The 23,963-nt window shown below is 69.5% G+C and carries 22 protein-coding genes; 8 read left to right on the forward strand and 14 right to left on the reverse strand.

Annotation, left to right across the window (positions count from 1 at the left end; all coding sequences use genetic code 11):
- Nucleotides 1-78: 78 nt before the first annotated feature.
- The 8 genes from whiA to ACZYY4_RS19040 form a co-directional block, all read right to left on the reverse strand.
- The gene (whiA, locus tag ACZYY4_RS19005; RefSeq protein WP_463811638.1) at nt 79-1,056 is read right to left on the reverse strand and encodes a DNA-binding protein WhiA; all 978 of its coding nucleotides are present in this window, start codon (nt 1,054-1,056) and stop codon (nt 79-81) included.
- Nucleotides 1,053-2,132 (reverse strand): uridine diphosphate-N-acetylglucosamine-binding protein YvcK, encoded by a 1,080-nt coding sequence (yvcK, locus tag ACZYY4_RS19010; protein ID WP_463811556.1) that lies wholly within the window; start codon nt 2,130-2,132, stop codon nt 1,053-1,055. The genes whiA and yvcK overlap by 4 nt, the downstream gene beginning before the upstream one ends.
- Nucleotides 2,133-2,139: 7 nt before the next feature.
- Nucleotides 2,140-3,075, reverse strand: coding sequence for an RNase adapter RapZ (gene rapZ / locus ACZYY4_RS19015; RefSeq protein WP_463811557.1), 936 nt, complete (start codon nt 3,073-3,075; stop codon nt 2,140-2,142).
- Nucleotides 3,072-5,033 carry an excinuclease ABC subunit UvrC gene (gene uvrC / locus ACZYY4_RS19020; protein ID WP_463811558.1) on the reverse strand — a complete coding sequence of 654 codons (1,962 nt, stop codon included), beginning with the start codon at nt 5,031-5,033 and terminating at the stop codon, nt 3,072-3,074. Before uvrC ends, rapZ begins: the two co-directional genes overlap by 4 nt.
- A gap of 65 nt (nt 5,034-5,098) precedes the next feature.
- Entirely contained in the window at nt 5,099-5,572 is a 474-nt protein-coding gene (locus ACZYY4_RS19025) for a PH domain-containing protein (RefSeq protein WP_463811559.1), read from the reverse strand.
- Nucleotides 5,569-6,051, reverse strand: coding sequence for a 6,7-dimethyl-8-ribityllumazine synthase (ribH, locus tag ACZYY4_RS19030; protein ID WP_463811560.1), 483 nt, complete (start codon nt 6,049-6,051; stop codon nt 5,569-5,571). Before ribH ends, ACZYY4_RS19025 begins: the two co-directional genes overlap by 4 nt.
- Nucleotides 6,052-7,329, reverse strand: coding sequence for a bifunctional 3,4-dihydroxy-2-butanone-4-phosphate synthase/GTP cyclohydrolase II (locus ACZYY4_RS19035; protein ID WP_463811562.1), 1,278 nt, complete (start codon nt 7,327-7,329; stop codon nt 6,052-6,054).
- Between the two features lie 96 nt (nt 7,330-7,425).
- Nucleotides 7,426-8,034 (reverse strand): riboflavin synthase, encoded by a 609-nt coding sequence (locus ACZYY4_RS19040; protein ID WP_463811564.1) that lies wholly within the window; start codon nt 8,032-8,034, stop codon nt 7,426-7,428.
- A gap of 107 nt (nt 8,035-8,141) precedes the next feature.
- Between ACZYY4_RS19040 and ACZYY4_RS19045 the strand changes: the two genes are divergently transcribed.
- Nucleotides 8,142-8,840 carry an LppX_LprAFG lipoprotein gene (locus tag ACZYY4_RS19045; RefSeq protein ID WP_463811565.1) on the forward strand — a complete coding sequence of 233 codons (699 nt, stop codon included), beginning with the start codon at nt 8,142-8,144 and terminating at the stop codon, nt 8,838-8,840.
- On the forward strand, nt 8,840-10,378 hold the full coding sequence (locus ACZYY4_RS19050; protein ID WP_463811566.1) for an MFS transporter: 1,539 nt from the start codon (nt 8,840-8,842) through the stop codon (nt 10,376-10,378). The genes ACZYY4_RS19045 and ACZYY4_RS19050 overlap by 1 nt, the downstream gene beginning before the upstream one ends.
- A 13-nt stretch (nt 10,379-10,391) precedes the next feature.
- Here the strand turns inward: ACZYY4_RS19050 and ribD are convergent, their stop codons facing one another.
- From ribD to ACZYY4_RS19070, 4 genes are read right to left on the reverse strand one after another with little or no spacing between them, the layout of a single operon-like run.
- Complete coding sequence (gene ribD, locus ACZYY4_RS19055; protein WP_463811567.1) at nt 10,392-11,423, reverse strand: bifunctional diaminohydroxyphosphoribosylaminopyrimidine deaminase/5-amino-6-(5-phosphoribosylamino)uracil reductase RibD; 1,032 nt, start codon at nt 11,421-11,423, stop codon at nt 10,392-10,394.
- On the reverse strand, nt 11,420-12,085 hold the full coding sequence (rpe, locus tag ACZYY4_RS19060) for a ribulose-phosphate 3-epimerase (RefSeq protein ID WP_463811639.1): 666 nt from the start codon (nt 12,083-12,085) through the stop codon (nt 11,420-11,422). The genes ribD and rpe overlap by 4 nt, the downstream gene beginning before the upstream one ends.
- Nucleotides 12,086-12,102: 17 nt before the next feature.
- Complete coding sequence (locus tag ACZYY4_RS19065) at nt 12,103-13,500, reverse strand: RsmB/NOP family class I SAM-dependent RNA methyltransferase (protein WP_463811568.1); 1,398 nt, start codon at nt 13,498-13,500, stop codon at nt 12,103-12,105.
- Complete coding sequence (locus ACZYY4_RS19070; protein ID WP_463811569.1) at nt 13,497-14,429, reverse strand: methionyl-tRNA formyltransferase; 933 nt, start codon at nt 14,427-14,429, stop codon at nt 13,497-13,499. The genes ACZYY4_RS19065 and ACZYY4_RS19070 overlap by 4 nt, the downstream gene beginning before the upstream one ends.
- Before the next feature lie 121 nt (nt 14,430-14,550).
- On the opposite strand from ACZYY4_RS19070, the gene ACZYY4_RS19075 reads away from it, so the two are divergent.
- Both ACZYY4_RS19075 and ACZYY4_RS19080 read left to right on the forward strand, forming a co-directional pair.
- On the forward strand, nt 14,551-15,534 hold the full coding sequence (locus ACZYY4_RS19075) for an alpha/beta hydrolase (RefSeq protein ID WP_463811570.1): 984 nt from the start codon (nt 14,551-14,553) through the stop codon (nt 15,532-15,534).
- A gap of 246 nt (nt 15,535-15,780) precedes the next feature.
- Complete coding sequence (locus tag ACZYY4_RS19080; RefSeq protein WP_463811571.1) at nt 15,781-16,764, forward strand: Acg family FMN-binding oxidoreductase; 984 nt, start codon at nt 15,781-15,783, stop codon at nt 16,762-16,764.
- A gap of 50 nt (nt 16,765-16,814) precedes the next feature.
- Here ACZYY4_RS19080 and ACZYY4_RS19085 read toward each other — a convergent pair whose 3' ends face one another.
- Nucleotides 16,815-18,758: a primosomal protein N' gene (locus ACZYY4_RS19085; RefSeq protein WP_463811641.1), complete on the reverse strand. Its 1,944-nt coding sequence runs from the start codon at nt 18,756-18,758 to the stop codon at nt 16,815-16,817.
- Nucleotides 18,759-18,907: 149 nt separating this feature from the next.
- Between ACZYY4_RS19085 and ACZYY4_RS19090 the strand changes: the two genes are divergently transcribed.
- Nucleotides 18,908-20,275: a DUF4226 domain-containing protein gene (locus ACZYY4_RS19090; protein WP_463811572.1), complete on the forward strand. Its 1,368-nt coding sequence runs from the start codon at nt 18,908-18,910 to the stop codon at nt 20,273-20,275.
- A 34-nt stretch (nt 20,276-20,309) separates the two neighbouring features.
- On the opposite strand, the gene ACZYY4_RS19095 is transcribed toward ACZYY4_RS19090, so the two are convergent.
- Complete coding sequence (locus tag ACZYY4_RS19095) at nt 20,310-21,032, reverse strand: lysoplasmalogenase (protein WP_463811573.1); 723 nt, start codon at nt 21,030-21,032, stop codon at nt 20,310-20,312.
- Between ACZYY4_RS19095 and ACZYY4_RS19100 the strand changes: the two genes are divergently transcribed.
- The 3 genes from ACZYY4_RS19100 to ACZYY4_RS19110 are packed head-to-tail and all read left to right on the forward strand — an operon-like array spanning nt 21,031 to nt 23,945.
- Nucleotides 21,031-21,999, forward strand: a complete 969-nt coding sequence (locus tag ACZYY4_RS19100) for an alpha/beta hydrolase (RefSeq protein WP_463811574.1) — start codon at nt 21,031-21,033, stop codon at nt 21,997-21,999. The genes ACZYY4_RS19095 and ACZYY4_RS19100 overlap by 2 nt on opposite strands.
- Nucleotides 21,990-22,376, forward strand: a complete 387-nt coding sequence (locus tag ACZYY4_RS19105) for a VOC family protein (protein ID WP_463811575.1) — start codon at nt 21,990-21,992, stop codon at nt 22,374-22,376. The genes ACZYY4_RS19100 and ACZYY4_RS19105 overlap by 10 nt, the downstream gene beginning before the upstream one ends.
- 54 nt (nt 22,377-22,430) lie before the next feature.
- Nucleotides 22,431-23,945: a flavin-containing monooxygenase gene (locus ACZYY4_RS19110; RefSeq protein ID WP_463811576.1), complete on the forward strand. Its 1,515-nt coding sequence runs from the start codon at nt 22,431-22,433 to the stop codon at nt 23,943-23,945.
- Nucleotides 23,946-23,963: the final 18 nt, after the last annotated feature.

The following is a 23,963-nucleotide window of genomic DNA, read 5'->3' on the forward strand; positions in this document are numbered from 1 at the left end:
TCTGGCCCCGCATCACGGCCCTGGCCGGTGCATCAACCCGCAACTGTGCGGATCAACGCCCCGGCGCGGTCAGCGCCGCTAGGCGTCTTCCAGCAACTCCGGGGTGACCGCCGACTCCGTGTCGGGGATGCCGTCCTGCTTGGCCTTGCGGTCGGCCATCGACAACAATCGCCGAATCCGCCCGGCCACCGCGTCTTTGGTCATCGGTGGCTCGGCCAGCCGGCCCAGCTCCTCCAGCGACGCCTGGCGGTGCTCGACGCGCAGTTTGCCGGCTGTGGCCAGATGATCGGGCACGGTGTCACCGAGGATCGCCAACGCGCGTTCCACCCGCGCAGCCGCCGCCACCGCGGCGCGTGCCGAGCGACGCAGGTTGGCGTCGTCGAAGTTGGCCAGTCGGTTGGCGGTCGCGCGCACCTCGCGGCGGATCCGGCGCTCCTCCCAGATCAACCGGGTGTCCTGGGCGCCCATCCTGGTCAGCAACGCACCGATCGCCTCGCCGTCGCGCACCACCACCCGGTCCGCCCCGCGCACCTCGCGGGCCTTGGCGCCGACCCCGAGCCGCCGGGCCGCGCCGACCAGCGCCAGAGCCGCCTCCGGGCCCGGGCAACCGACCTCCAGTGCCGAAGACCGACCCGGCTCCGTCAGTGAGCCGTGCGCCAAAAACGCGCCCCGCCAAGCAGCTTCGGCATCGGCGACGCTGCCGCCGACGACCTGTGGGGGCAGGCCGCGCACCGGGCGGCCACGCAGGTCCAGCAACCCGGTCTGGCGGGCCAGCGCTTCGCCGTCCTTGGTGACCCGCAGCACATAGCGGGTGTTCTTGCGCATCCCGCTCGCCGACAGCACATGCACGATCGCGTTGTAGCCGTAGAGATCGAAGATGTCCTTGCGCAATCGGCGCGCGATGACACCCAGATCCACCTCGGCTTCCACCACGACCCGGCCGGCCACGATGTGCAGCCCGCCGGCAAAGCGCAGCAACGCCGCGACCTCCGCGCGCCGCGCGGTGACCGAGCTGACCACGAGACGGCTCAACTCATCCTTGACTTCGGCCGTCATCGCCACGACTTGTCACCTCCCGGCCCGAGCCCGCTCGGTCCACTCACGCCGGATTGCCGGCCCCCGCCCTCGGCGGGCGCCGGGACGGGTGTCGGGATCGCCGGCGACGACGCGCCGGCGTTGCGAACCTCGTCCAGCACAGCCGCCAACTTTCCTGGGTCATGTAAAGGTGTACCAGGTCTGGCAACGTCGACGAACCGAACCTCTGCCTCGAACAAGGTCGCGGCGCGACGCAACTGCTCGCGTTCCCGCTCGCTGGGCACCCGTCCGGCGTCGATGATGATGTGGTCGACGGTGAATCCGGGCGCATGCTGGGCCAATACGTGCAAGTGCCGCTCCACCGAGAATCCGGCGGTCTCCCCCGGTTCTGCGACCAGGTTGAGCACCAGGGCGCGTCGGGCCTTGGTGGTCTGCAGCGCAGACGCCAGTCCGGGCACCAGCAGATGCGGGATCACACTGGTGAACCACGATCCGGGGCCCAGTACCACCAGGTCCGCAGACATGATGGCGTCCACGGCCTGTCGGGTCGCCGGCGGATTGCCGGGCAGCAGCCGCACCCGGCGCACCTTTCCAGGCGTGGTCGCGATCGCCACCTGGCCGCGGATCAGCCGGGGCAGTCGTGGGTCGGCGTCGAGCCCGGACACGTCGGCTTCGATCTGCAGCGCGATCGGGCACATCGGCAGCACCCGGCCCTTGACGCCCAGCATCCGGCCGAGCTCGTCGAGCGCTGCCACCGGGTCGGCCAGCACCTCGTTGAGGCCGGCCAACAGCAGGTTGCCGATCGGATGGCCGGCCAGCGCACCGGTGCCGCCGAACCGGTGCTGCAAGATGGTCGCCCACAGCCGCCCGGCGGGGCTGTCGGAGGCCAGCGCCGCCAGCGCCATGCGCAGGTCCCCGGGCGGCACCACATCCAGTTCGCCGCGCAACCGGCCCGACGATCCGCCGTCGTCGGCGACGGTGACCACCGCAGTGACGTGCGGGCTGAGCCGGCGGGCAGCCGACAGGGTCGCGTACAGTCCGTGCCCGCCGCCGAGCGCGACGATGCTCGGGTCGCCGTGCGCGGGTTCAACACTCATCGGCGGCTCATTCGCGGCCCAGATCCCGGTGCAGCACCCGCACCGACACCTCGTCGTTGTCATCCGCGGTGTCCACCAGCCGCGCCAGCGCCTCGGCGATGGCGACACTGCGGTGTTTGCCGCCGGTGCATCCGATGGCCACGGTCATGTATCGCTTTCCCTCTCGTCGATAGCCGCCGACCACCAGGGACAGCAACCGATGGTAGGAGTCGAGGAACTCGTCTGCGCCCGGTTGGCTCAGCACGTAGTCGCGCACCGCCGGATGCTGTCCGGTGTGCGGGCGCAGTTCGTCGACCCAGTGCGGGTTGGGCAGGAACCGCACGTCCATCACCATGTCGGCGTCCATCGGCAGGCCGTACTTGTACCCGAACGACTCGACCGTGATGGACGTCGGCGCGCTTACCGCGTCTCCGCCGAACATCTCCTCGATGCTCTCCCGCAGCTCGCGCACACTGAGCACCGAAGTGTCGATCACGAGGTCGGCCACCGCGCGAACCGGCGCCAGCATGACCCGTTCGGCGGCGATTCCCTCGGTGAGTGTCTGCTGCCCCTGAAGCGGGTGGCTGCGGCGGTTGTGTTCGTAACGGCGGATCAGCGCCTCGTCGGAGGCCTCCATGAACAGCACCCGGGGATTGATGCCGCGAGTCGCCAGCTCGGTACGCACCGAGTCGAGGTCTCCGGTGAAACCGGCCGAGCGCACATCCATCACCACTGCCAACTGGGTGATCCGGGACCCCGCCGCCAGGCCCAGGTCCACCATCCGGGTGATCAAGTCAGGCGGCAGGTTGTCGGCGACGTACCAGCCAAGGTCCTCGAGCACCTTGGCCGCGGTGCCGCGCCCTGCGCCGGACAGCCCGGTGACCAGCACCACGTCGATACCGGCGCCGTCTCCGGAACCGGCGACGTCGCGCTCCCGCACGCCCTTTGGTGATTCCCTGGTCATCCCGACATCCGTTGCTGTTCAGCGGCACCCGTCGTGCCGTCGGCGACCCCCAGTGCCTCGAGTACGGCCGCAGCGGTCGCAGCGCCGATTCCCGGGACCGAGGTGAGCTCCTCGACGGTAGCCTTTTTCAGCCGCGCCACCGAGCCGAAATGCGAGATCAACACCTTGCGCCGATGCTCACCGAGACCGGGCACCGCGTCCAGCACAGACGCCGTCATTCGCTTGGATCGTTTGCTGCGGTGGTAGGTGATGGCGAACCGGTGCGCTTCGTCACGGATCCGCTGCAACAGATACAGGCCTTCGCTCTGCCTCGCCAAGATGATCGGGTCCGGCTCCGAGGGAACCCACACCTCCTCCAGTCGCTTGGCCAGTCCGATCGTCGCGACGTCGGTGATACCGAGCTCGGCGAGCACCGCGGCCGCTGCGTTGACCTGCGGAGCACCCCCGTCCACCACGTAGAGGTTCGGCGGATAGGCGAACTTACGTGACTTTCCTTCCGGGGCAAGTACTTCGGGGTCCAGGTGACGACGGAACCGGCGTCGGGTCACCTCGGCGATCGAGGCCACGTCGTCGGAGCGGCCCTCGCCGGCGGCCTCTCGGATCGCGAAGTGGCGATAGTCCGACTTGCGGGGCAATCCGTCCTCGAAGACCACCAGCGACCCGACCACATCGGTGCCCTGCACGTGACTGATGTCGACGCATTCGATGCGCAGCGGGGCGTCGGCAAGTCCCAACGCCTCTTGAATGTTCTGCAGCGCAGCAGATCTGGCGGTGAAGTCCCCGGCTCGTTTCAACTTGTGTTGCTGCAGCGCGTCTTTGGCGTTTCGCTCGACGGTCTCGGCCAGCGCGCGCTTGTCGCCGCGCAACGGCACCCGCAGCGACACCCGTGAACCACGCAGGTCAGATAGCCAGCTGATCAGCTCGTCGGCGTTGGCCGGCAGGCAGGGCACCAGAACCTCGCGGGGCACCGGGTTGGTCGGTTCGTCGGCGGAGCCCTCCAACTCGGCCTGGTCGCCGTAGAACTGGGTGACAAACTGCTCGACCAGCCGCTCCAGCGAGCTGTCGGAATCGCCGGGGTCGCCGGGCTTTTCGACGATCCAGCCGCGCTGCCCACGCACCCGTCCGCCGCGCACATGGAAGACCTGGACCGCCGCCTCCAAGTCGTCGTCGGCAAACGCCACCACGTCGGCGTCGGTGCCGTCGCCGAGCACCACAGCCTGCTTCTCCAAGGCCCGTTTGAGCGCCGCAACGTCGTCCCGCAGCCGCGCCGCCCGCTCGAAGTCGAGCTGATCGGAGGCGGCCAGCATCTGCTGTTCGAGGCTGCGCACCAGTCGGTCGGTTTTGCCGGCCAAGAAGTCGCAGAAGTCGTCCACGATCCGCCGGTGCTCCTCGACGCTGACCCGCCCGACACACGGTGCCGCGCACTTGCCGATATAGCCCAGCAGGCAGGGCCGGCCGATCTGCTGGTGGCGCTTGAAAACCCCTGCCGAACAGGTGCGCGCCGGAAATACCCGCAGCAGCAGGTCCAGGGTTTCGCGAATGGCCCAGGCGTGCGAGTAGGGCCCGAAGTAGCGCACTCCCTTGCGTCGCGGTCCGCGGTAGACCATCAGCCGCGGGTACTCCTCGTTCAGGGTGACAGCCAGCACGGGGTAGGTCTTGTCGTCGCGGTAGCGGACGTTGAACCGCGGGTCGAACTCCTTGATCCAGTTGTATTCCAGCTGCAGCGCCTCGACCTCGGTGTTGACCACCGTCCATTCCACCTTCGCGGCGGTGGTCACCATCTGGCGAGTGCGCGGGTGCAGGCCGGCGACGTCGGCGAAGTACGACGTCAGCCGCGACCGCAGGCTTTTCGCCTTGCCCACGTAGATGACCCGGCCGTGTGCGTCGACGAACCGGTAGACGCCCGGCTCGACGGGAATGGAGCCGGGCGCCGGGCGATAGGTCGCGGGGTCTGGCACGGTTACCAGGCTAGCGACGATCGCAAGCGCGACGGAGTCGGGCGCAGCGGGTCGTCGTCATAGGATCAGTCGGATGGTGGTGGCGCCGGCCGGTAGCGCACGACCAGGGCTCGCAGCGCACGCATGGCCGCCACGGCGTCCTCCTTGTCTGCGGACTGGATGGCCACCAGTGGAATGTATTCGTCGTCGGGCAACTCCAGCCGGGCCCATCGCTTGCCGGGCGGGAAGGACACCCCGACCACCTGCGACCACGGGATCAACCGGTCGCCGAGCCCGTTGCACACCGACACCCCGGATTCGCCCGCCCGCACCCGGGCCCTGGTCCACAGCAGCATCGATCCGGCCACGATGATGCCCAGCACCACCACCGCCACCCGGTCGTAGGTGCGGAAGATCACGCCGCTGGAGCGGATCGTCAGCAGAAAACTCACCACGACGTGGATCGCGACGATCAGGATCGCCGCGCTCCATAAGCCGATGCGCATCAGGCGCGGGCGCACCTGCAGATCCCACTGCGGGGATCCGGAAGGGCCCGTCACAGCGCGGCGCGCAGGTCGCGCAGGGTCAGCGCCGTGCTCAGCGCGGCGGCGGCCGCCTGCGCCCCCTTGTCCTCGGCCGAATCGGGCAGCCCGGCGCGATCCAGCGCCTGCTCCTCGTCGTTGACCGTGAGCACCCCGTTGGCCACCGGCGTCGCGGCATCCAGCGACACCCGGGTCAGACCTTGGGTGACCGCGTCACACACATAGTCGAAATGCGGTGTCCCACCACGGATCACCACACCCAGTGCGACGACTGCGTCGTGGTTGCGGGCGACTTCCTGGGCTACCACCGGAATCTCGATCGCCCCGAGCACCCGCACCACCGTCGGCTCGGCGATACCGGCGTCGGCGGCCACCTTGCGGGCACCGGCCAGCAGGGCATCACAGATCCGGGTGTGCCAAGTACTGGCGACGATCGCCAGGCGCACACCGGAGGCGTCGAGCGCCGGCATGTCCGGCACCCCGGCTGCAGGACTCATCTACAGCGCTCCACCGAACTCATCGGGCAGGTGCGCGGAGTCGTCGAAGTCCTCCAGCCCGGTCAGCTCGTGGCCCATCCGGTCGCGCTTGGTCAGCAGGTAGCGGATGTTCTCGGCGTTGGCCCGCACCGGCAGCGGCACCCGTTCGATGATGTGCAGCCCGTAGCCGTCCAGCCCGACCCGTTTGGCCGGGTTGTTGGTGAGCAGGCGCATCGAGCGGACCCCGAGGTCCACCAGGATCTGCGCGCCGATGCCATAGTCGCGGGCATCGGCCGGCAGCCCCAGCTTGAGGTTCGCGTCGACGGTGTCGTCGCCGGCATCCTGCAGCTGGTAGGCCTGCAACTTGTGCAGCAACCCGATGCCGCGGCCCTCGTGCCCGCGCATGTAGAGGACCACCCCGCGGCCCTCGTGTGCCACCATCGCCAGCGCCGCATCCAGCTGCGGACCGCAGTCGCATCGCCGCGAACCGAACACGTCGCCGGTCAGGCACTCGGAGTGCACTCGAACCAGCACGTCGTCACCGTCGTTGTGCGCCCCGGCGATCTCGCCGCGAACCAGCGCGACGTGCTCGACGTCCTCGTAGATGCTGGTGTAGCCGACCGCCCGGAACTCGCCGTGCCGGGTCGGGATGCGGGCTTCGGCGACGCGCTCGATGTGCTTCTCGTGCTTGCGGCGCCACTCGATCATGTCGGCGATGGAGATCAGCGCCAGACCGTGTTCGTCGGCGAAGATCCGCAGCTCGTCGGTCTGGGCCATCGCGCCCTCGTCCTTCTGGCTGACGATCTCGCAGATCGCGCCGGCCGGCTGCAGGCCGGCCATCCGGGCCAGGTCGACTGCGGCCTCGGTGTGACCCGGTCGGCGCAGTACGCCGCCGTCCTTGGCGCGTAGCGGCACCACGTGTCCCGGCCGGGTGAATTCGTCGGCGGCACTGCCCGGGTCGGCCAGCAGGCGCATCGTCGTCGCCCGATCCGAAGCCGAAATCCCGGTTCCGACATTGTTTTTCGCGTCGACGGTGACGGTGTAGGCGGTGCCGTGCTTGTCCTGGTTCACCGCGTACATCGGCAGCAGACCAAGCCGATCGCAGATCGCGCCGTCCAGCGGCACGCACAGATATCCGGAGGTGTAGCGCACCATGAACGCCACCAACTCAGGGGTGGCCTTCTCGGCGGCGAAGATCAGGTCGCCTTCGTTCTCCCGGTCCTCGTCGTCGATGACGACAACGGCTTTACCAGCCGCGATGTCGGCAACCGCCCGCTCGACGGTGTCCAACTTCGTCATCTTCTGCCACCTTGAGATCGCCGTCCGGGGCCGCCCGATCGGCGCAACCCGCTCGTCCAGTATGAACCACCGGTCAGCCAAGGTTTGCCCTGTGACTCACCCAGCGGGATTTGCCACCAGACGCTCGACGTATTTGGCGATGATGTCCACCTCGAGATTGACCAGCGTGCCGACCGGCGCCCGGCCCAGCGTGGTCAGCTCCAGTGTGGTCGGGATCAATGACACCTCGAGAAAGTCGTCCGGCTCACAGCCCAGCCCGGCGACGGTCAGCGAGATGCCGTCGACGGTGATGGAGCCCTTCTCCACCACGTAACGGGCCAGCGACGCAGGCAGCGCGATCCGCACCACCTCCCAGTGCTGCGCGGGCGTGCGGGCCAGTACCCGTCCGGTGCCGTCGACGTGGCCCTGCACGATGTGTCCGCCCAGCCGGCTGCCCAGCGCGGCCGCGCGCTCCAGGTTCACCGGACCGCCGACCTGCAACGATCCCAGGCTGGACCGATCCAGCGTCTCGCGCATCACGTCGGCGGAGAACCGGCCGCCGGGCAGCACCTCCACCACGGTCAGGCACACCCCGTTGACGGCGATCGAATCACCGTGGCGGGCGTCGGAGACGACGGTGGGGCCTTGGATGACCAGGCGCGCGGCGTCGGTCAGTTCGTCACGGCTGACCAGCTGGCCCAGCTCCTCGACGATTCCGGTGAACATCACATCAGGCTAGCGACGAGCGCAAGGGCGACGGAGTCGGGCGCCGCGGGTCGTCGCCATCTACTTATGCGCCCGCTGGGCGGCTGCGACTGAGCGGCCTCTATACGATGTCACCCATGCGCAGACTTCTCATCGCCCTGGCCACTGCCACCACCGCCGCCGCGCTGTTCGCCGGCTGCTCCAGCAAGGAATCCGGCGCCCCGCTGCCGGACGCGGCGACCCTGGTCAAGGAGTCCGCCACCACCACCGCCGACCTCAAGAGCGCGCACCTGGCGCTGTCGGTGACCGGCCAGATCAAGAACCTGCCGGTCAAGACCCTTGAGGGTGACCTGACCAACGAGCCGACCACCGCGGCCAAGGGCAGCACGACGATCACCATGCTCGGCTCCGACGTCGACGCCAAGTTCATCGTGATCGACGGCGACCTGTACGCGGCGATCACCGGCGACGACTACGACAACTACGGCTCCGCCGAGAAGATCTACGACGTGGCCGCGATCCTGAGCCCGGACAAGGGATTGGCCAACATGCTGGCCAACCTGAACGACCCGAAGTCGCAGGGACGCGAGACCATCAACGGCCATAAGGCCGTCCGGGTCACCGGCAAAGTGCCCGCCGACGAGGTGAACAAGCTGGTGCCGCAGCTGAAGGCCACCGCTCCGACAGCGGCCACGGTCTGGATCGAAGAGGACGGTGACCACCAGTTGGTGCAGGCCCAGATGGACCCCAGTGCGGGCAACTCGATTCAGATGACGCTGTCGAACTGGAACGCCCCGGTGACCGTTGAGAAGCCGGCGGGAGCGTGATGCGAGTCAATCGCCGACTCGCGATCAGCGCAGGTAGCCTCGCCGTCCTGCTCGGGGCTCTCGACACCTATGTCGTGGTCACGATCATGCGCGACATCATGGCGCCGCAGCCTGCCGGCGTCGGGATCCCGATCAACAAGATCCAGCAGATCACCCCGATCATCACCTGCTACCTGCTCGGCTACATCGCCGCGATGCCGCTGCTGGGCCGGGCCTCCGACCGTTTCGGCCGCAAACTGCTGTTGCAGATCAGCCTGGCCACGTTCGTCGTCGGCTCGGTGGTGACCGCGCTGGCGACCGATCTGTCGATGCTGGTGGTGGGCCGCACCATCCAGGGAATCGCGGCCGGGGCGCTGTTGCCGGTGACGTTCGCCCTCGGTGCTGACCTGTGGGCACAGCGACGCCGGTCGGCGGTGCTGGGCTGGATCGCCGGCGCCCAGGAACTGGGCAGTGTGCTGGGTCCGCTGTACGGCATCTTCATCGTCTGGGCGCTGACCAGCTGGCGAGACGTGTTCTGGATCAACGTGCCGCTGACCGGGCTGGCCATGGTCTTGATCCACTTCAGCCTCCCGTCGCAGTCCAAGGCCGGCTCCCGGGAGCGTGTCGATGTGGTCGGGGGGCTGCTGCTGGCGGTCATCCTGGGACTGCTGACGATCGGCCTGTACAACCCCGACCCCAGCGCCAAACAGGCGCTTCCCGACCACGGTGCCGCGTACCTGTTGGTTGCGGCGATCGCGCTCGTGGCGTTCGTCGTCTGGGAGATCAGATCGCCGACGAAGCTGCTCGACCCGGCCGGCGCCCGGATGGGCCCGTTTCTGGCCGCATTGGGATCCTCGCTCTGTGCCGGTGCCGCGCTGATGGTCACCCTGGTTGACGTCGAGCTGTTCGGCCAGGGCGTGCTCGGAAAGACCCAGAACGAGGCGGCGATGCTGCTGCTGTGGTTCCTGGCCGCACTGCCCATCGGCGCCGTGGTGGGCGGCGCGATCGCCACCATGGCCGGTGACCGGCTGGTGACGTTCGTCGGGTTGCTCATCGCCGCGGGGGGCTACTGGCTGATCTCGAAGTGGCCGGTCGACCTGATGGCCTACCACCACGAGGTGCTCGGCCTGAGCCTTCCGGCGGCACACACCGACCAGATCCTGGCCGGTTTCGGTTTGGGCCTGGTGATCGGCCCGTTGACCTCGGCGGTCATGCGGGTCGTGCCGGCGCGCGAGCACGGCATCGCCGCGTCCGCCGTGGTGGTGGCCCGGATGACGGGGATGCTGATCGGTCTGGCCGCGCTGTCGGCGTGGGGCCTGTACCGGTTCAATCAGATTTTGGCCGGCATACCCAAGGGCTCCGGTGGCAGTCTGGTCGAGAAGATGGCGGCGACCGCGCACAACTCGAAGCTGGCGTTCGCCATGATGTACGGCGAGATCTTCGGGATCACCGCCCTCATCTGTGTGGTCGGCGCGGTGCTCGGATTGTTCATCGGCCGCAACGACGTTCACGCCGAAGATGCCGAAGTGTCCGAGCCGGAGGCCGCCATCTCGCGGTGAGCGGCGCCAGCCGCTAGTGCGGCACCAGGCTCAGCAGCAGGTCGGGGCCGATCGGCTCCACCGTGTCGAACCGCCAGCGCAGCGCCCGGGCGATGTTGGGCACCCCGACATCGTCGACGGCGGTGATCGGCCCGCCCAGCAGGATCGGCGCCACATAGGCCAGGATCCGATCGATCACCCCGGCCCGCAGGAACGCTCCGGCCAACGTGGGGCCGCCCTCCAGCAGCACATCGGTGCGATCGGCAAGTGCCCGCAGCACCTCGGCCGGATCGTGGGTGCGGATCACCATGGTGCGCGAGTCGTCATTGAGCACAAGGGCATCCGCGGAGATCTCGCGCTCCCCCACCACCACCCGCAGCGGCTGCCGGTCGGCCAGGGATCCGTCGGGCAGTCGCGCGGTCAGGGTCGGATCGTCGACGAGCACCGTGCCGGTACCCACCACGATGGCGTCGGCGGCCGCCCGGCGGCGGTGCAGATCGGCCCGGGCGGCCTCGCTGGTGATCCATTGACTGGATCCGTCGGCGGCCGCGCTGCGGCCATCAATGCTGGTGGCGTACTTCCAGGTGACGTGTGGCAGGCCGGTGCGCTGCTTGTGCAGCCACTCTCGCAGCGGCCCGGCCGTCACCGCGTGGGCCTGCACCCCGGAGAGCACCTCGACCCCGGCCGCCGCCAGTCGCGACGCCCCGCCCGCCGCGGCGGGGTTGGGGTCGGCGACGGCGTAGGCCACCTGTGCCACACCGGCGGCCAGCAGCGCATCCACGCACGGCGGGGTTCGGCCGTGGTGATTGCACGGCTCCAGGGTGACCACCACGGTGCCGCCGGCGGCCAACTCGCCGGCGCGGCGCAGCGCCACCACCTCGGCGTGCGCCTCACCGGTCGGTCCGGTTCCTCCGACACCGACCACTCGCCCATCACGGTCGAGGACCACCGCGCCCACCGGCGGGTTGGGGTAGGTCTTGCCCTTGACGCGCTGCGCCTGCTCGATGGCGAGCAGCATCGCGGCGTCGAGGCCGGCGGCGTCTGTCGCGGCCGGAGGGTTACTCATGCGCGCAGATGCGGCGACGCGGCGAGGGCTTGGCGGCGCAGCGATTCCACCGCGGCGCCCGGGTCCTCGGCGCTGTAGACCGCCGAGCCCGCCACGAAACAGTCGACGCCGGCCTCGGCGGCCTCTTCGATGGTGTCGGCGTTGATGCCGCCGTCAATCTCCACCAGGATGCGCAACTCCCCGGCATCGACCAGCTTGCGCACCGCGCGCACCTTGCCCAGCACCTCGGGGATGAAGGACTGCCCGCCGAATCCCGGTTCCACCGACATCACCAGCAGGGTGTCGAAGTCCCGCAGGATCTCCAGGTAAGGCTGCAGCGGCGTGCCCGGTTTGACGCTGAGTCCAGCTTTGGCGCCGGCGGCCCGGATGTCGCGGGCGACCGCGACCGGGTTGTCGGTGGCCTCGGCGTGGAACGTGACGTTGTAGGCGCCCGCCTCGGCGTACGGCGGGGCCCAGCGGCCCGGGTCCTCGATCATCAGATGGCAGTCCATCGGGATGTCGGTGGCCGCCAGCAGGCTCTGCACCACCGGCAGACCCAGCGTCAGATTGGGCACGAAATGGGCGTCCATCACATCGACGTGCAACCAGTCCGCGCCCTTGACCGCGGCGGCCTCGTCGGCGAGCCGGGCGAAGTCCGCGGACAGGATCGACGGCGCGATCATGGGTCGTGACACGAGGCTCAGCCTACTTGCAGAGCCGCGGCGAACATGGCGTCGGTGCCGTGCCGGTGCGGCCACAACTGCACGTACGGGCCGTCCCCGAGCGCGCCCAGGCTGTCCAGGGGCGCGAACAGCGGTCGGGTGTCCAGCGCGGTCACCGGGTGCCGCCGCAGCGCATCGGCCACCACGCCGACCGTTTCGGCCAGATGCGGCGAGCACGTGGCATACAGCACCACGCCGCCCGGGCGGGTCAGTGCGATCGCCGCTGCCAGCAGTTCGCGCTGCAGTTTCGCCAGTACCGGGACGTCGGCGGGTTGGCGGCGCCACCGCGCTTCGGGACGACGTCGCAGTGCACCCAGGCCGGTGCACGGCACGTCCACCAGCACCCGGTCGAAGCCGGGCTCCAATCCCGACTCGCGTCCGTCGGCGGTCAGCACATCCACATCGAGGCCGCGGGTGTTCTCGGCGACCAGGGCGGCACGGTGCGGCGCCTGCTCCACCGCGGTCACCCGGGCCCCGTTCCCGGCGGCCAGGGCGGCCAGCAGCGCGGTCTTGCCGCCGGGCCCGGCGCACAGGTCCAGCCAACGCCCGGTGTCACCGTCGACCGGGGCCAGCGCGCACGCCCGGGCCACCAGCTGGCTGCCCTCGTCCTGGACCAGGGCTCGACCGTCGCGCACCGGGTCGAGCCGCCCCGGGTCGCCGCCGGACAGGTACACCGCGTACGGCGAGTACCGGCCGACGGTGCCGTCCACGGCGGCGGCCAACTCGGCAGCGGTCAGCGCACCGGGCCGCGCGGCCAGATGCACCTGGGGGCGCACGTCATCGGCGGCCAGCGCCGCGTCGAGTTCACCGGCGGCGGCCCCCAGCGAATCGGCGAAGGCCTGCGCGATCCAGCGCGGGTGCGCGCGGGTGAACGCCGCATGACCGATCGGATCGATGGCCGCATCCGGCGCGAGCTCCGCGGTCCAGGACGCTTCGTCACGGGTGCTGATGGTGCGCAATACGCCGTTGACGAAACCTGCTCGCGCCGAGTCGAATTCGATGGCCGCCTGCTCGACCGTGGTGGACACCGCGGCATGCGCGTCGACCCGGGTGCGCAACAACTGGTAGCTGCCCAGTCGCAGCAGGTCCAGCAGCACCGGGTTGATCGCGTCGGGTGAGCGCTGCGCAGCCGCACCGATGATCGCGTCGAGCAGCCCACGAACCCGGCAGGTGCCGTAAGTCAATTCGGTCGCGAAAGCGGCGTCGCGACCGGCGATCCCGCGTTCGGACAGCAACGCCGGCAACGCCAGGTTCGCGTAGGCGTCACGCTGTGAGACCGCCTGCAGCACGTCGAACGCGGCGCGACGTGCCGGATCCAGGGGTTTGCGCTCGCGTTTGCGCGGCCCACCCTGGGGCCGGCGCGGTGGGCGGGTCATGAGGCTCGCACCGTGGCATCGAGGTGGGCGCCGCGCGCCCAGTCGGCGGCGTCCATGGGTTTCCTTCCGGGCGGCTGGATCTGGCCCAATCGCACCGGCGCCGATCCGGTGCCGATCCAGACGTTTCGCCGGTCGACGTGAATGTCCCCGGGCCTCAGCGCTTCCGGGCCGCCATCGGCGATGGCCACCGGGCCCAGTTTCACCCGCAGGTCACCGATCACCGTCCACGAGCCCGGATGCGGAGTGACGGCACGGATGCGGCGCTCGATCACCGCGGCGGGCAGATCCCACCGCACCCGCGCGTCGTCGACGCTGATCTTCGGGGCGTAGCTGACCCCGTCGCGAGACTGCGGAACCGCGGTCAGCGCACCGTCGGCAATCCCGTCGAGGGTGGCCTCCAGCAGTCCTGCACCCGAGACCGCTAACCGGCCCAACAGTTCACCGGCGGTGTCGCCCACGCGGATCCTCTCGGTGGCGACGCCGTAGATCGGCCCGGAATCGAGTTCCGATTCGATGCGAAACGTGGTGGCGCCGGTCACCTCGTCACCGGCGGCGATGGCCGCCTGCACCGGTCCCGCACCCCGCCAAGCCGGCAGCAGCGAGAAATGCAGGTTGACCCAGCCGTGCTGCGGTACCGCCAACAGCCCATCGCGCAGCAGCGCCCCGTAGGCCACCACCGGGCAGCACTGCGGTGCCAGTTCAGCCAACTCCGCAACGAACTCGGCCGAGTTCGGCTTGGCCGGCCGCAGCACCGGGATGTCGTGGTCGAGGGCGAGTCGCGCCGCCGGGCAGGGCTGCGGGTTCCCTCGCCGTCCGGACACCGCATCGGGACGGGTGAGCACCGCGGCCACCTCGTGGCGCGGCGAGTCGATCAGCCGTTGCAGCGACGGCAACGCGGTGTCCGGGGTGCCGGCGAAGACTATGCGCACCGGGACAGTTTAGGAACACGGTGGATACCGGTGGGCGCTCGCGTACCCGGAATCAGCGCGGGCGTTTCAGCGTTGAATTGTTTGATTTGCTAACGATCGCATTGTCGTCAGGAGTCCGGTCATGGTTATCCCCACTTCGCCCGACTATGAAGCAGACAACGTGGGGATCACCGAGACCATCGAACCCGATCCAAGCCTGGCAGCTCGCGTTCTCAGCGGTGCCGTGCGATTGACCGTGCACAATGCGCTGGCCGTCAGCAGTGCTGTGCTGCGATTACCGCTGCCCTACAGCGCCGTCGAGCGTGCGGCGTGCGCCCTACCGGCGCCGCGCGGCCTGACCCGCGCGAAGGTGGAGCTGCCACACGCCCACGCGCAACTGCTGCGGGCTCGCGGAGTGACGTCCCGGACCGGCCGGGTGGTGCTGTACTGCCACGGCGGTGCGTTCCTGTGCTGCGGGATCAGCACCCATCTGCGGCTCATCGCGAAACTCTCGGAGTTCGCCGACGCCCCGGTACTGGCGGTCAACTACCGGATGCTGCCCAAATACACCATCGAGATGGCCATCGAGGACTGTCATGACGCCTACCGGTGGCTACGCGAGCACGACTACCCGCCCGAGCAGATCGCGATCGCCGGTGACTCCGCCGGCGGGTACCTGGCGCTGGCGCTCGCCGAACGGCTCGGGGGTGGCGGCGAGGAGCCCGCGGCATTGGCGCTGCTGTCCCCGCTTTTGCAGCTCGCCTCGGAACGTCCGGCCGCCAATGGGCCGATGCTGCCGCACAATTCGTTCGCGGCGCTGAGCGCATTGATCGCCGCGCATGACGGAGTGCTCTACGAACCGCTGCAGCACATCAAGCCCGGCCTGCCCCCGACGCTGATCCACGTCTCCGGCGCTGAGGAACTCGCCTACGATGCGCGGCTGGCGGCCAAGGAGCTGTCCGCCGCAGGGGTGCCGGTGGAGTTGGGGATCTGGCCCGGCCAGATTCACGTCTTCCAGCTGGCTGCCCCGCTGCTGCCCGAGGCCACCCGATCGCTGCGTCAGATCGGCGATTTCATCCGGGCAGCGATCAAGGATCAACAGCCGGATTCGGATTCGGCGGCCTGACCCGATGCGCAATGACCAGATGGGGGCCAGAGGCTCGCTCACATGACCAGCCGGCCGAGGGGCATTTCGAGCCCGAGCGCGGCGAGTCGATTGAAGTTACTGCGGGCGCAGATGATTGGGCAGGGGTCGTTGGACCTCGACCCGGGAGCCATCGGCCCTGATGGCGCGGCCCCAAAGTACCAACGGCCCTTCCGCGTGCTGCGGGATCGCGGCACCATGGATGACAGGTAGAGACCGGAGGTCGAGATGACTGCCCCGATGGTGGAGACCCAAGCGGTCAAGGAGGCGGTATGGGCGGCGTGTCGTGCTCCGTCCCTGCACAACATCCAGCCGTGGCGGTGGGTGCTTGACGGCGAGGAACTCCAGCTGTTCCTCGATCCCGGCCGTATGCTGCCGTCGGATCGTTCCGGGCGTGAGGCCCTTATCGGTTGCGGCGCCGCACTGGACCACCTCCGGGTCGCCATGTCCGCGTCCGGCCTGGACACCAACGTCGAGCGGTTTCCCAATCCCAACGACCCTCACCATCTCGCGTCGGCCCGATTCTCGCCGATGGAGTACGTCACCGACGGACACCGCCGTCGCGCCGAGGCGATCTGGGTACGCCGCAGCGACCGGTTACCACTGGGTCCGCCGGAGAACTGGGAATCATTCGAACCGCTGCTGCGCAATCGCATCGGTCACTACCGCGTGCATCTGGACGTACTACCGGAGGATGCGCGTCCCCGCCTGGTGCAGGCCTCCCAATTCGCCGAATCGCTAAGACTTTACGATTCCGCCTATCATGCCGAATTGCGCCGCTGGACAGTGCCGTTCGAGGAGTCCGCGGGCATCCCCTACAGTTCCCTGCCATCGAGGACCGAAGGCGACCGGGTCGACGTCGGGCGCGCGTTTCCGGCCGGCAACCAGCATGAGCGACGGGTTCAAATCCCTGAGGACGAGTCGACGATCGTGGTGTTGTCCACCGATGGCACAACCCGGGCGGACGCGTTGGAAACCGGCGAAGCGCTCTCGACGGTACTGCTGGAGTGCACGATGGCCGGCTTGGCCACCTGCCCGCTGACCCACCTCACCGAGGTTCCGGTCGCCCGGGAGATCGTCGAGACGCTGATGGGCCGCAACGCCGTGCCGCAGATCCTGATTCGGGTCGGACACGCTCCGACTGGCGGCGAAACCCCGTCCCCCACCCGGCGACGCCCGCTCGATGAGGTCCTGAAAATACAAGGCAGGTAGGCCCTGTGGGTGTGACTGCGGGCGGTCTATGAGCCGTTCCGGTCGGCAGGTCAGCCGATGTGCAGCGGATCGATCTGCACCCGCACCGGATGGTGCGACCCGCGGGCACTGAGCACCCCGACGCCACGGCGCAGTGCTGCGGCCAGCACCAGACCGTGGTCGCGGCCGACCCGGGCCAGCATCCGGATCACGGGCAGCTCGTCGGGGACACCGGCCGGGCGCCGCACCCCCGGCGGCAGCGGCACCGGGCCGAGCACCTCGGCGTCGTCGGGCAGCCGGGCCTGCTCCAGCAGCGCCGTCACCGAGTCCGCGTCCCCGTCGAGCGCGGCGATATGCACCGCCGGCGGCAATCCGACCTCGGCGCGGGTGGTCAGCTCGGCATCGGCGTGGCCGACCGGATCCCACCGGATGAGGGCCTGCACGGTCGGGATCGACGACTCGGCGACCACCGTCACCACCCCGCCGGCCTCCCGGTCGCGCACCAGCGCCGCCGCCGCCATCCAGCGCCGCAGCGTGTCCTCGGCGGCACGCAGATCCTGGCGGCCCAGCAGCGCCCAACTGTCCAGCAGCAGCGCCGCTCCGTATCCCTGAGGGGTGCGCGGCTCGGCACCGGGCGTGGCGATCACCAGCGCCGGGCCGTCCTCGGTGCGGTCGACGATGGTGTCACCGGCGGAGGTGATGACCGGGGTGCCGGGGAAAGCGCGGCCGAGTTCTTCGGCGGTACGCCGGGCGCCGATGACCACCGCACGAACGGCGTCGGACCCGCAGCGCGCACACCGCAGCGCCGGGTCGACCCGGCCGCACCACCGGCAGACCGCGGCACCACCGCGCTCCGGCAGCGACAACGGGCCGGTGCAGTGCCTGCAGCGGGCGACCGCGCGGCAGCGCCCGCACGCCAGCGACGGCACATACCCGCGCCGCGGCACCTGGACCAGCACCGGCGCCCCGGCAGCCAGTGCGGTACGCGCGCTCTGCAGGGCGACCGACGGCAACCGGGCGGTGCGCGCCGCCGGGTCTCGCTGTTCGGCATATCCGCTGTCATCGAGGGCCACCACCCGTGGCGCCGCCGACCGCAAGACCGTCCGCGGCGCCACCAGGTCGTGCGCCCACCCGCTGGCCACCAGCGCGTGCGCCTCAGCAGTGCGCGCATAGCCGCCGATCAGTGCGGCGCAGCCCGACAGGTGCGCCCGCAGCATCGCCACCTCGCGGGCGTGCGGGTAGGGCGCCCTCGGCTCGGCCAGGCTGTCGTCCCCGTCATCGAAGACCATGACCAGACCCAGGTCGGCAAGCGGGGCGAACACCGCGCTGCGGGTGCCGATCACCAGCCGGGCCTCACCGCGCAGCACAGACAGCCAGCGCCGGTACCGGCTGGCCGGTCCCAGGCCCGCCGACAGCGCGACGACAGCCGACTCGTCGATGCGGGCGACCGCGGCGAGGCGCAGGGCGTCCACGTCACGCTGATCGGGCACGATCGCCAAAGCCGTGCGCCCGGCCCGGATGGCGGCCACGGCGGCCTCACTGAACCGGTCGGTCCACGAATCACCGGGCAGCACCTGCCACACCGCGCGCGCGGCCCGGCCCTCGCCGAGCGCAGCCAGGAACGGGCCGCCCGCCCGGTAGCGCTGCCAGCCGGCCGGATCGACCGGTGCCAGCACCGGCGTCTCCGGTGGCGTCACCGCTTCGCGTTCCACCCGGGCGTGCCGCGGCGGTACCGCCAGCCGCAGCACGTCGGCCCGGCTGCCGGCGTAGCGGGCTGCCACCGCCTCCACCAGCCGGCGGACCTCCGTGGTCAGCACCGGTTCGCTGGAGATCACCCGCTCCAGCCGGCCCAGTTTGCCGGCGTGGTCGGTGTCGGCGCGGCGCTCCCAGACGAAGGCGTCGACCAGCCGGCCGTGAAAGCGCACCCGCACCCGTGCCCCGGGCAGGGCGTGGGCGGACTGCTCCGGGGTGACGAGATAGTCGAACTCGCGGTCCAGGTGCGGCACCGTCAGCATCGGCAGCACCCGCGCGATGGGTTCGCTCTCGACGCTCACCACGCAGGTGTAGCAGACTCCGCCGACCGGGGCATCCGCCGGATCACAAGCCGAGCGGCCTGTGGATCGGCGAGCATGCCGTTGATCGAGCTGAATTAGCTTGCTGGGGTATGTCCGAACAGCGCGGCGCCCATGTGGATGCGGCACGAGTCCGCGAAGGCTCACTGATGTCGAGGCAACAGACTTCGGCGAGGACCGATCAGGTGCTGTCCGCGACGCTGCGCGACGCCGTCGATCAAGCCCACCACGCTCGCCGGCGTCTCGATGCCATCGGGGCCGAGATCTGCGATGCGCTGGGCGATCAGCGGACGATGGCATTGGACACCCCGGCCGGTGCCCGCCAGTTCCAGCTCTTTCTGGCCGCCAAGGTCCGCGACATCCGACGGGTGGTCGCCGATGTCGTCGCCGACGACCGGGCACGCACGGTGCTGCTGCGGTCGCTGGGTGCGGGCTACCGCGTCCCGGCCCGAATACGCGACCGGGTCAACCGGCAGGTGCTGGCCGACGACATCGGCCGGGTGGAGAACGCCACCGAGGCGCTCAGCGCAGCGGACATGATTCGCTACGACAACGCGCTGCGGGTCCGCGACGGACTTGCGTTCAATTCCGGTAATTCCAACGGCGGCCCAAACCCGGTGCTGCTGATCAGTTATGACCCGGCGGCGTTCGACGGCCGGGGCCGGGCCGCGATCGCGATCGGCGATCCCGACACCGCTGACAACACCACCGTGGTGGTACCGGGGGCACACAGCAGCGTCCGCGACGGCTACCTGGCGCATCCGGATGCGGTGAGCGTCTATCGCGAGGTCGTGGCCGCCGATCCGGTTAGATCGAATTCGGTCATCATGTGGATGGGATATCGCGCCCCGGACAGCCTCTTCGATCCGATGGTGGCACAACCGAATTCGGCTCGGGTCGGCGGTAGACTGCTGGCCGCGGACGTCAACGCCTTGCGCGAGACGCACAGCGGCCCCTCCCACATCACCGTGATCGGGCATTCGTACGGCTCGACGACGGCGGCCGACGCCGCCGCCGGCTTCGGCATGCGGGCCGACGACGTGGTGCTCGTCGGTTCGCCCGGCACCGACCTGGCGCGCAGCGCCCACGACTTCCATCTACCCGCCGGAGGGCACGTGTATGTGGGTGCCGCATCGTCGGACCCGATCACCGGATTGGCCGGCGAGCCGCAACTGCCGGTACCCGGGACCGCGGCGACGGTCGGGCTCGGGCGAAATCCGGCTGACGAGGGCTACGGGTCGACCCGGTTCAAAGCCGAACCCCCGGGCCTGTGCTCACCGATTGCCGGCCACAGCTCCTACTTCAAACCAGACACCGAGTCGCTGTTCAGCATCGGCGACATCGCGTCCGGCCACGGCGACGCGCTGGCGCACGACCACATGACCGCGCCGCATCGCCGCCGGCTGCCCGCATTCGATCCGGAACGGCTGCGTCCCGGAACTGGGCATCACCGGCACTGAGCGATCTGGCCCGCCAGCGGGTTTCGGTCCGCCTTCAGTCCGCAACAGCCTCGTCGGCGATGCCGGATCGGCCGAAGAAGAAGCCGGCCGTGATGAGCAGTTGCGCCGCTGCGTACGCCCACCAGATCGGCACCGCCAACAGCTCATTGCCCAGAACGAACTTGCCGGCTCCGATCATGGCGTCCGAGACGGCGAAGAACACGGCACCGATTGCGGTCCAGCGGGTGGGCAGCTTCGCCAGCAGGGCCGCACACACCATGGCACCGAGCACCGCCATGTAGACCGCCACCGGGACCGTCATCCCCTCGCGAGCCAGGCCTGGCCAGAACCACACCAACAGGGCCAGACAGCCCACGCCGATCAGCCCCACCCCGACGAGCCGGCCCCGGGAGAGCACCGCCAGGGGAACCAATGCGGCCAGAAAACACAAGTGCGCCAGCAGGAATGCCGTCAACCCGGCAACGAACGACGGCTCCCACCACGGGATCGCCAGCAACCAGTCGCCGGCGGCCGACAGGGTCAACGCGGGGATCAGCCAGCGCGCCTCACGCAGGATCGGGTGCGCGGCCGCGGCGACCGCCAACAGCACCGCCATCGATGCCTTGAACGCCGGCTGGCCGACCCAATGCCCGGTCAACGCCTCCCCCGGCGCTGAGCGCAACGCCAGCACGGTCAAAAAGATGCCGTAGCCCACACCGGCCCAGCCGGCCGCAGCCCAGGCGGTGGGGACCAGCCGAGTTGCGTACGGTGTTCCCATGCCGCTGACCGACGATGACTCCGCTATCGATCCCATAGTGCTGAAGGTACTGGACGTCGTCCCCTTCCGACTGACACTTGCCGACGGTGTGGAGGCAGCGCGCCGCCAGATGCGTGACCTGCCGCGCCGGCCGGTATACCCCGAGCTGCCCAGTGAGGACCGCGTCATCGACGGCCCGGGCGGTGACCTTCCGGTGCGCATCTACCGGCCGTCGGGTGCGGACTCCGGCGCCGGCGTGGTGGTGTTCTTCCACGGCGGCGGTTTCGTCGCCGGCGACCTCGACACCCACGACGGCACGGCCCGCCAGCACGCCGTCGATGCCGACGCGGTGGTGGTGTCGGTGGACTACCGGTTGGCCCCGGAGCACCCGTTCCCGGCCGCCGTGCAGGACGCCATGGCCGCTACCGAGTGGGTGGCGGCGCACGCCGCCGAGCTGGGCGTGGACCCGAACCGGCTGGCGGTGGCCGGGGATTCGGCCGGTGGAAACCTCGCCGCGGTGGTGGCTCAGCTCGCCCGGGACGCCGGCGGGCCGGCCATCGCCTTCCAGCTGCTGTGGTATCCGGCCACCACCTACGACATCACCTTGCCGTCGTTCACCGAGAACGCCCACGCGCCGATCATCGACCGGGACGCGATTGCCGCGTTGACCCTCGCCTACGCGGCCGATGTCGACCTGAGTGATCCGCCGCCGACGCTGGCGCCCGCGCGTGCCGCGAACCTGGCCGGTCTGCCGCCGGCCTACATCGCGGTGGCCGGCCACGATCCGCTGCGCGACGACGGTATCCGCTACGGCGAACTGCTGTCGGCCGCCGGTGTGCCGGTGCAGGTGCACAACGCCAAAACGCTGGTACACGGATACCTGGGCTATGCCGGGGTGATCCCGGCGGCCACCGAGGCCACCGACCGCGGCCTGGCGGCTTTGAAAGCGGCGCTGAGCACGGCACCTTCGGCGATCCGATGCGACTGAACCAGGTCACCCTCGGCTCCACCGACATCGGCCGCTCGGAGCGGTTCTACCGACTGCTGGGTCTGCGGCTGATCGTCAAGACGGACGACTACCTGCGGTTCGAGTGCCCGGCCGGGGACAGCACTTTTTCGGTGGAACGTGTCGGCACCGCCCCGGCCGGCGAACAGGTGACCATCTACTTCGAAATCGACGACCTCGACGGTGAGTACCGGCGTTTGCGTGACGTGGTCGAGTTCAGCCAGCCGCCCACCGATATGCCCTGGCTGTGGCGAGAGGCCAGGCTGCGTGATCCCGATGGCCACCAGCTGTGCCTGTTTCACGCCGGCGAGGACCGCCGCAATCCGCCGTGGCGGCTCGAACAGCGCGATTCCCTCTGACGCGTCGCTGCCCGACGCGCTACCGTCGATCGATAGCAGCGACGAGGAGCCACCGTGACCGCGAAACCCGACCACGAGGTCCTGATCGTCGGCGCCGGGTTCTCCGGCATTGGCGCCGCGATCGGCCTCGACCAAGCCGGCATGTCCGACTATCTGATTATCGAGGCCGGCGACGGGGTCGGCGGAACCTGGCACTGGAACACCTATCCCGGTATCGCAGTGGATATTCCGTCGTTCTCGTATCAGTTCTCCTTCGAGCAGAGCACCGAGTGGTCGCGTACCTACGCACCCGGCCGGGAGCTGAAGAACTATGCCGAGCACTGCGTCGACAAGTACGGGCTGCGTTCCCGGATCCGCTTCGCCACCAAGGTGCTTTCGGCGGAGTTCGATGAGGAGCGCGGGTGGTGGCGGGTGCAGACAGGAGAGGCGAAGCCGGGACCGCCGCCGCATCAGCACAGCGGGACAGTCACGGCACGGTTTCTAATCAACGCCAGCGGCGTGCTGACCACTCCGAAGCTGCCCGATATCGATGGTGTCGACACGTTCACCGGGGTGACCATCCACACCGCGCGCTGGGATCACTCGCAAGACCTGGCGGGAAAGCGCGTCGCGGTGATCGGCACCGGGGCGTCGGCGGTGCAGGTGATCCCGGAGATCGCGCCGGTCGTCTCCTCGCTCACCGTTTTTCAGCGCACCCCGATCTGGTGCTTCCCGAAAATGGACCTACCGCTTGCGGCACCGCTCCGTTGGGCGATGCGCCTTCCCGGCGGAATGGCGGTCCAGCGGCTGGCCAGTCAGGCCTTCGTCGAGGCGACGTTCCCGATTGCGGCGCAGTACTTCACGGTGTTTCCGTTGGCCGAACGTATGGAATCCGCCGGCCGGGCCTACCTGCGCCGGCAGGTGCACGACCCGCTGGTGCGTGAGCAGCTCACGCCGCGCTACGCGGTGGGGTGCAAGCGCCCCGGCTTCCACAACACCTACCTGTCGACGTTCAACCGCGACAACGTGGCGCTGGTCGTCGACCCTATCGAGCAGATCACCCCCACCGGCGTGGTGACCGCGGGCGGCGTGACCCATGAGGTCGACGTTCTCATTCTGGCCACCGGATTCAAGGTGATGGACAGCGACAGCATCCCGACGTTCGCCGTCACCGGGGTCGGCGGACAGTCGCTGAGCCGGTTCTGGGACGAGCACCGACTACAGGCCTACGAGGGGGTCAGCATCCCCGGATTCCCCAACCTGTTCAGCGTTTTCGGCCCGTACGGCTACGTCGGATCGTCGTATTTCGCGCTGGTCGAGGCGCAGACCCATCACATCGTGCGCTGCCTGAAGGACGCCCGGCGCCGCGGCGCCTCCCGGGTGGAGATCTCCGAGGCGGCCAATGCCCGCTACTTCGACGAGATGATGAGCAAGCGGCACCGGCAGGTGTTCTGGCAGGACAGCTGCCGGCAGGCCAACAGCTACTACTTCGACAAGAACGGCGATGTCCCGCTGCGGCCCACCACCACGGTGGAGGCCTACTGGCGCAGCCGGCGCTTCGATCTCGACGACTACCGGTTCAGCGCGTAATACCGGAGGGACTGCTCG

Source organism: Mycobacterium sp. IDUB_21 (assembly GCF_055419425.1).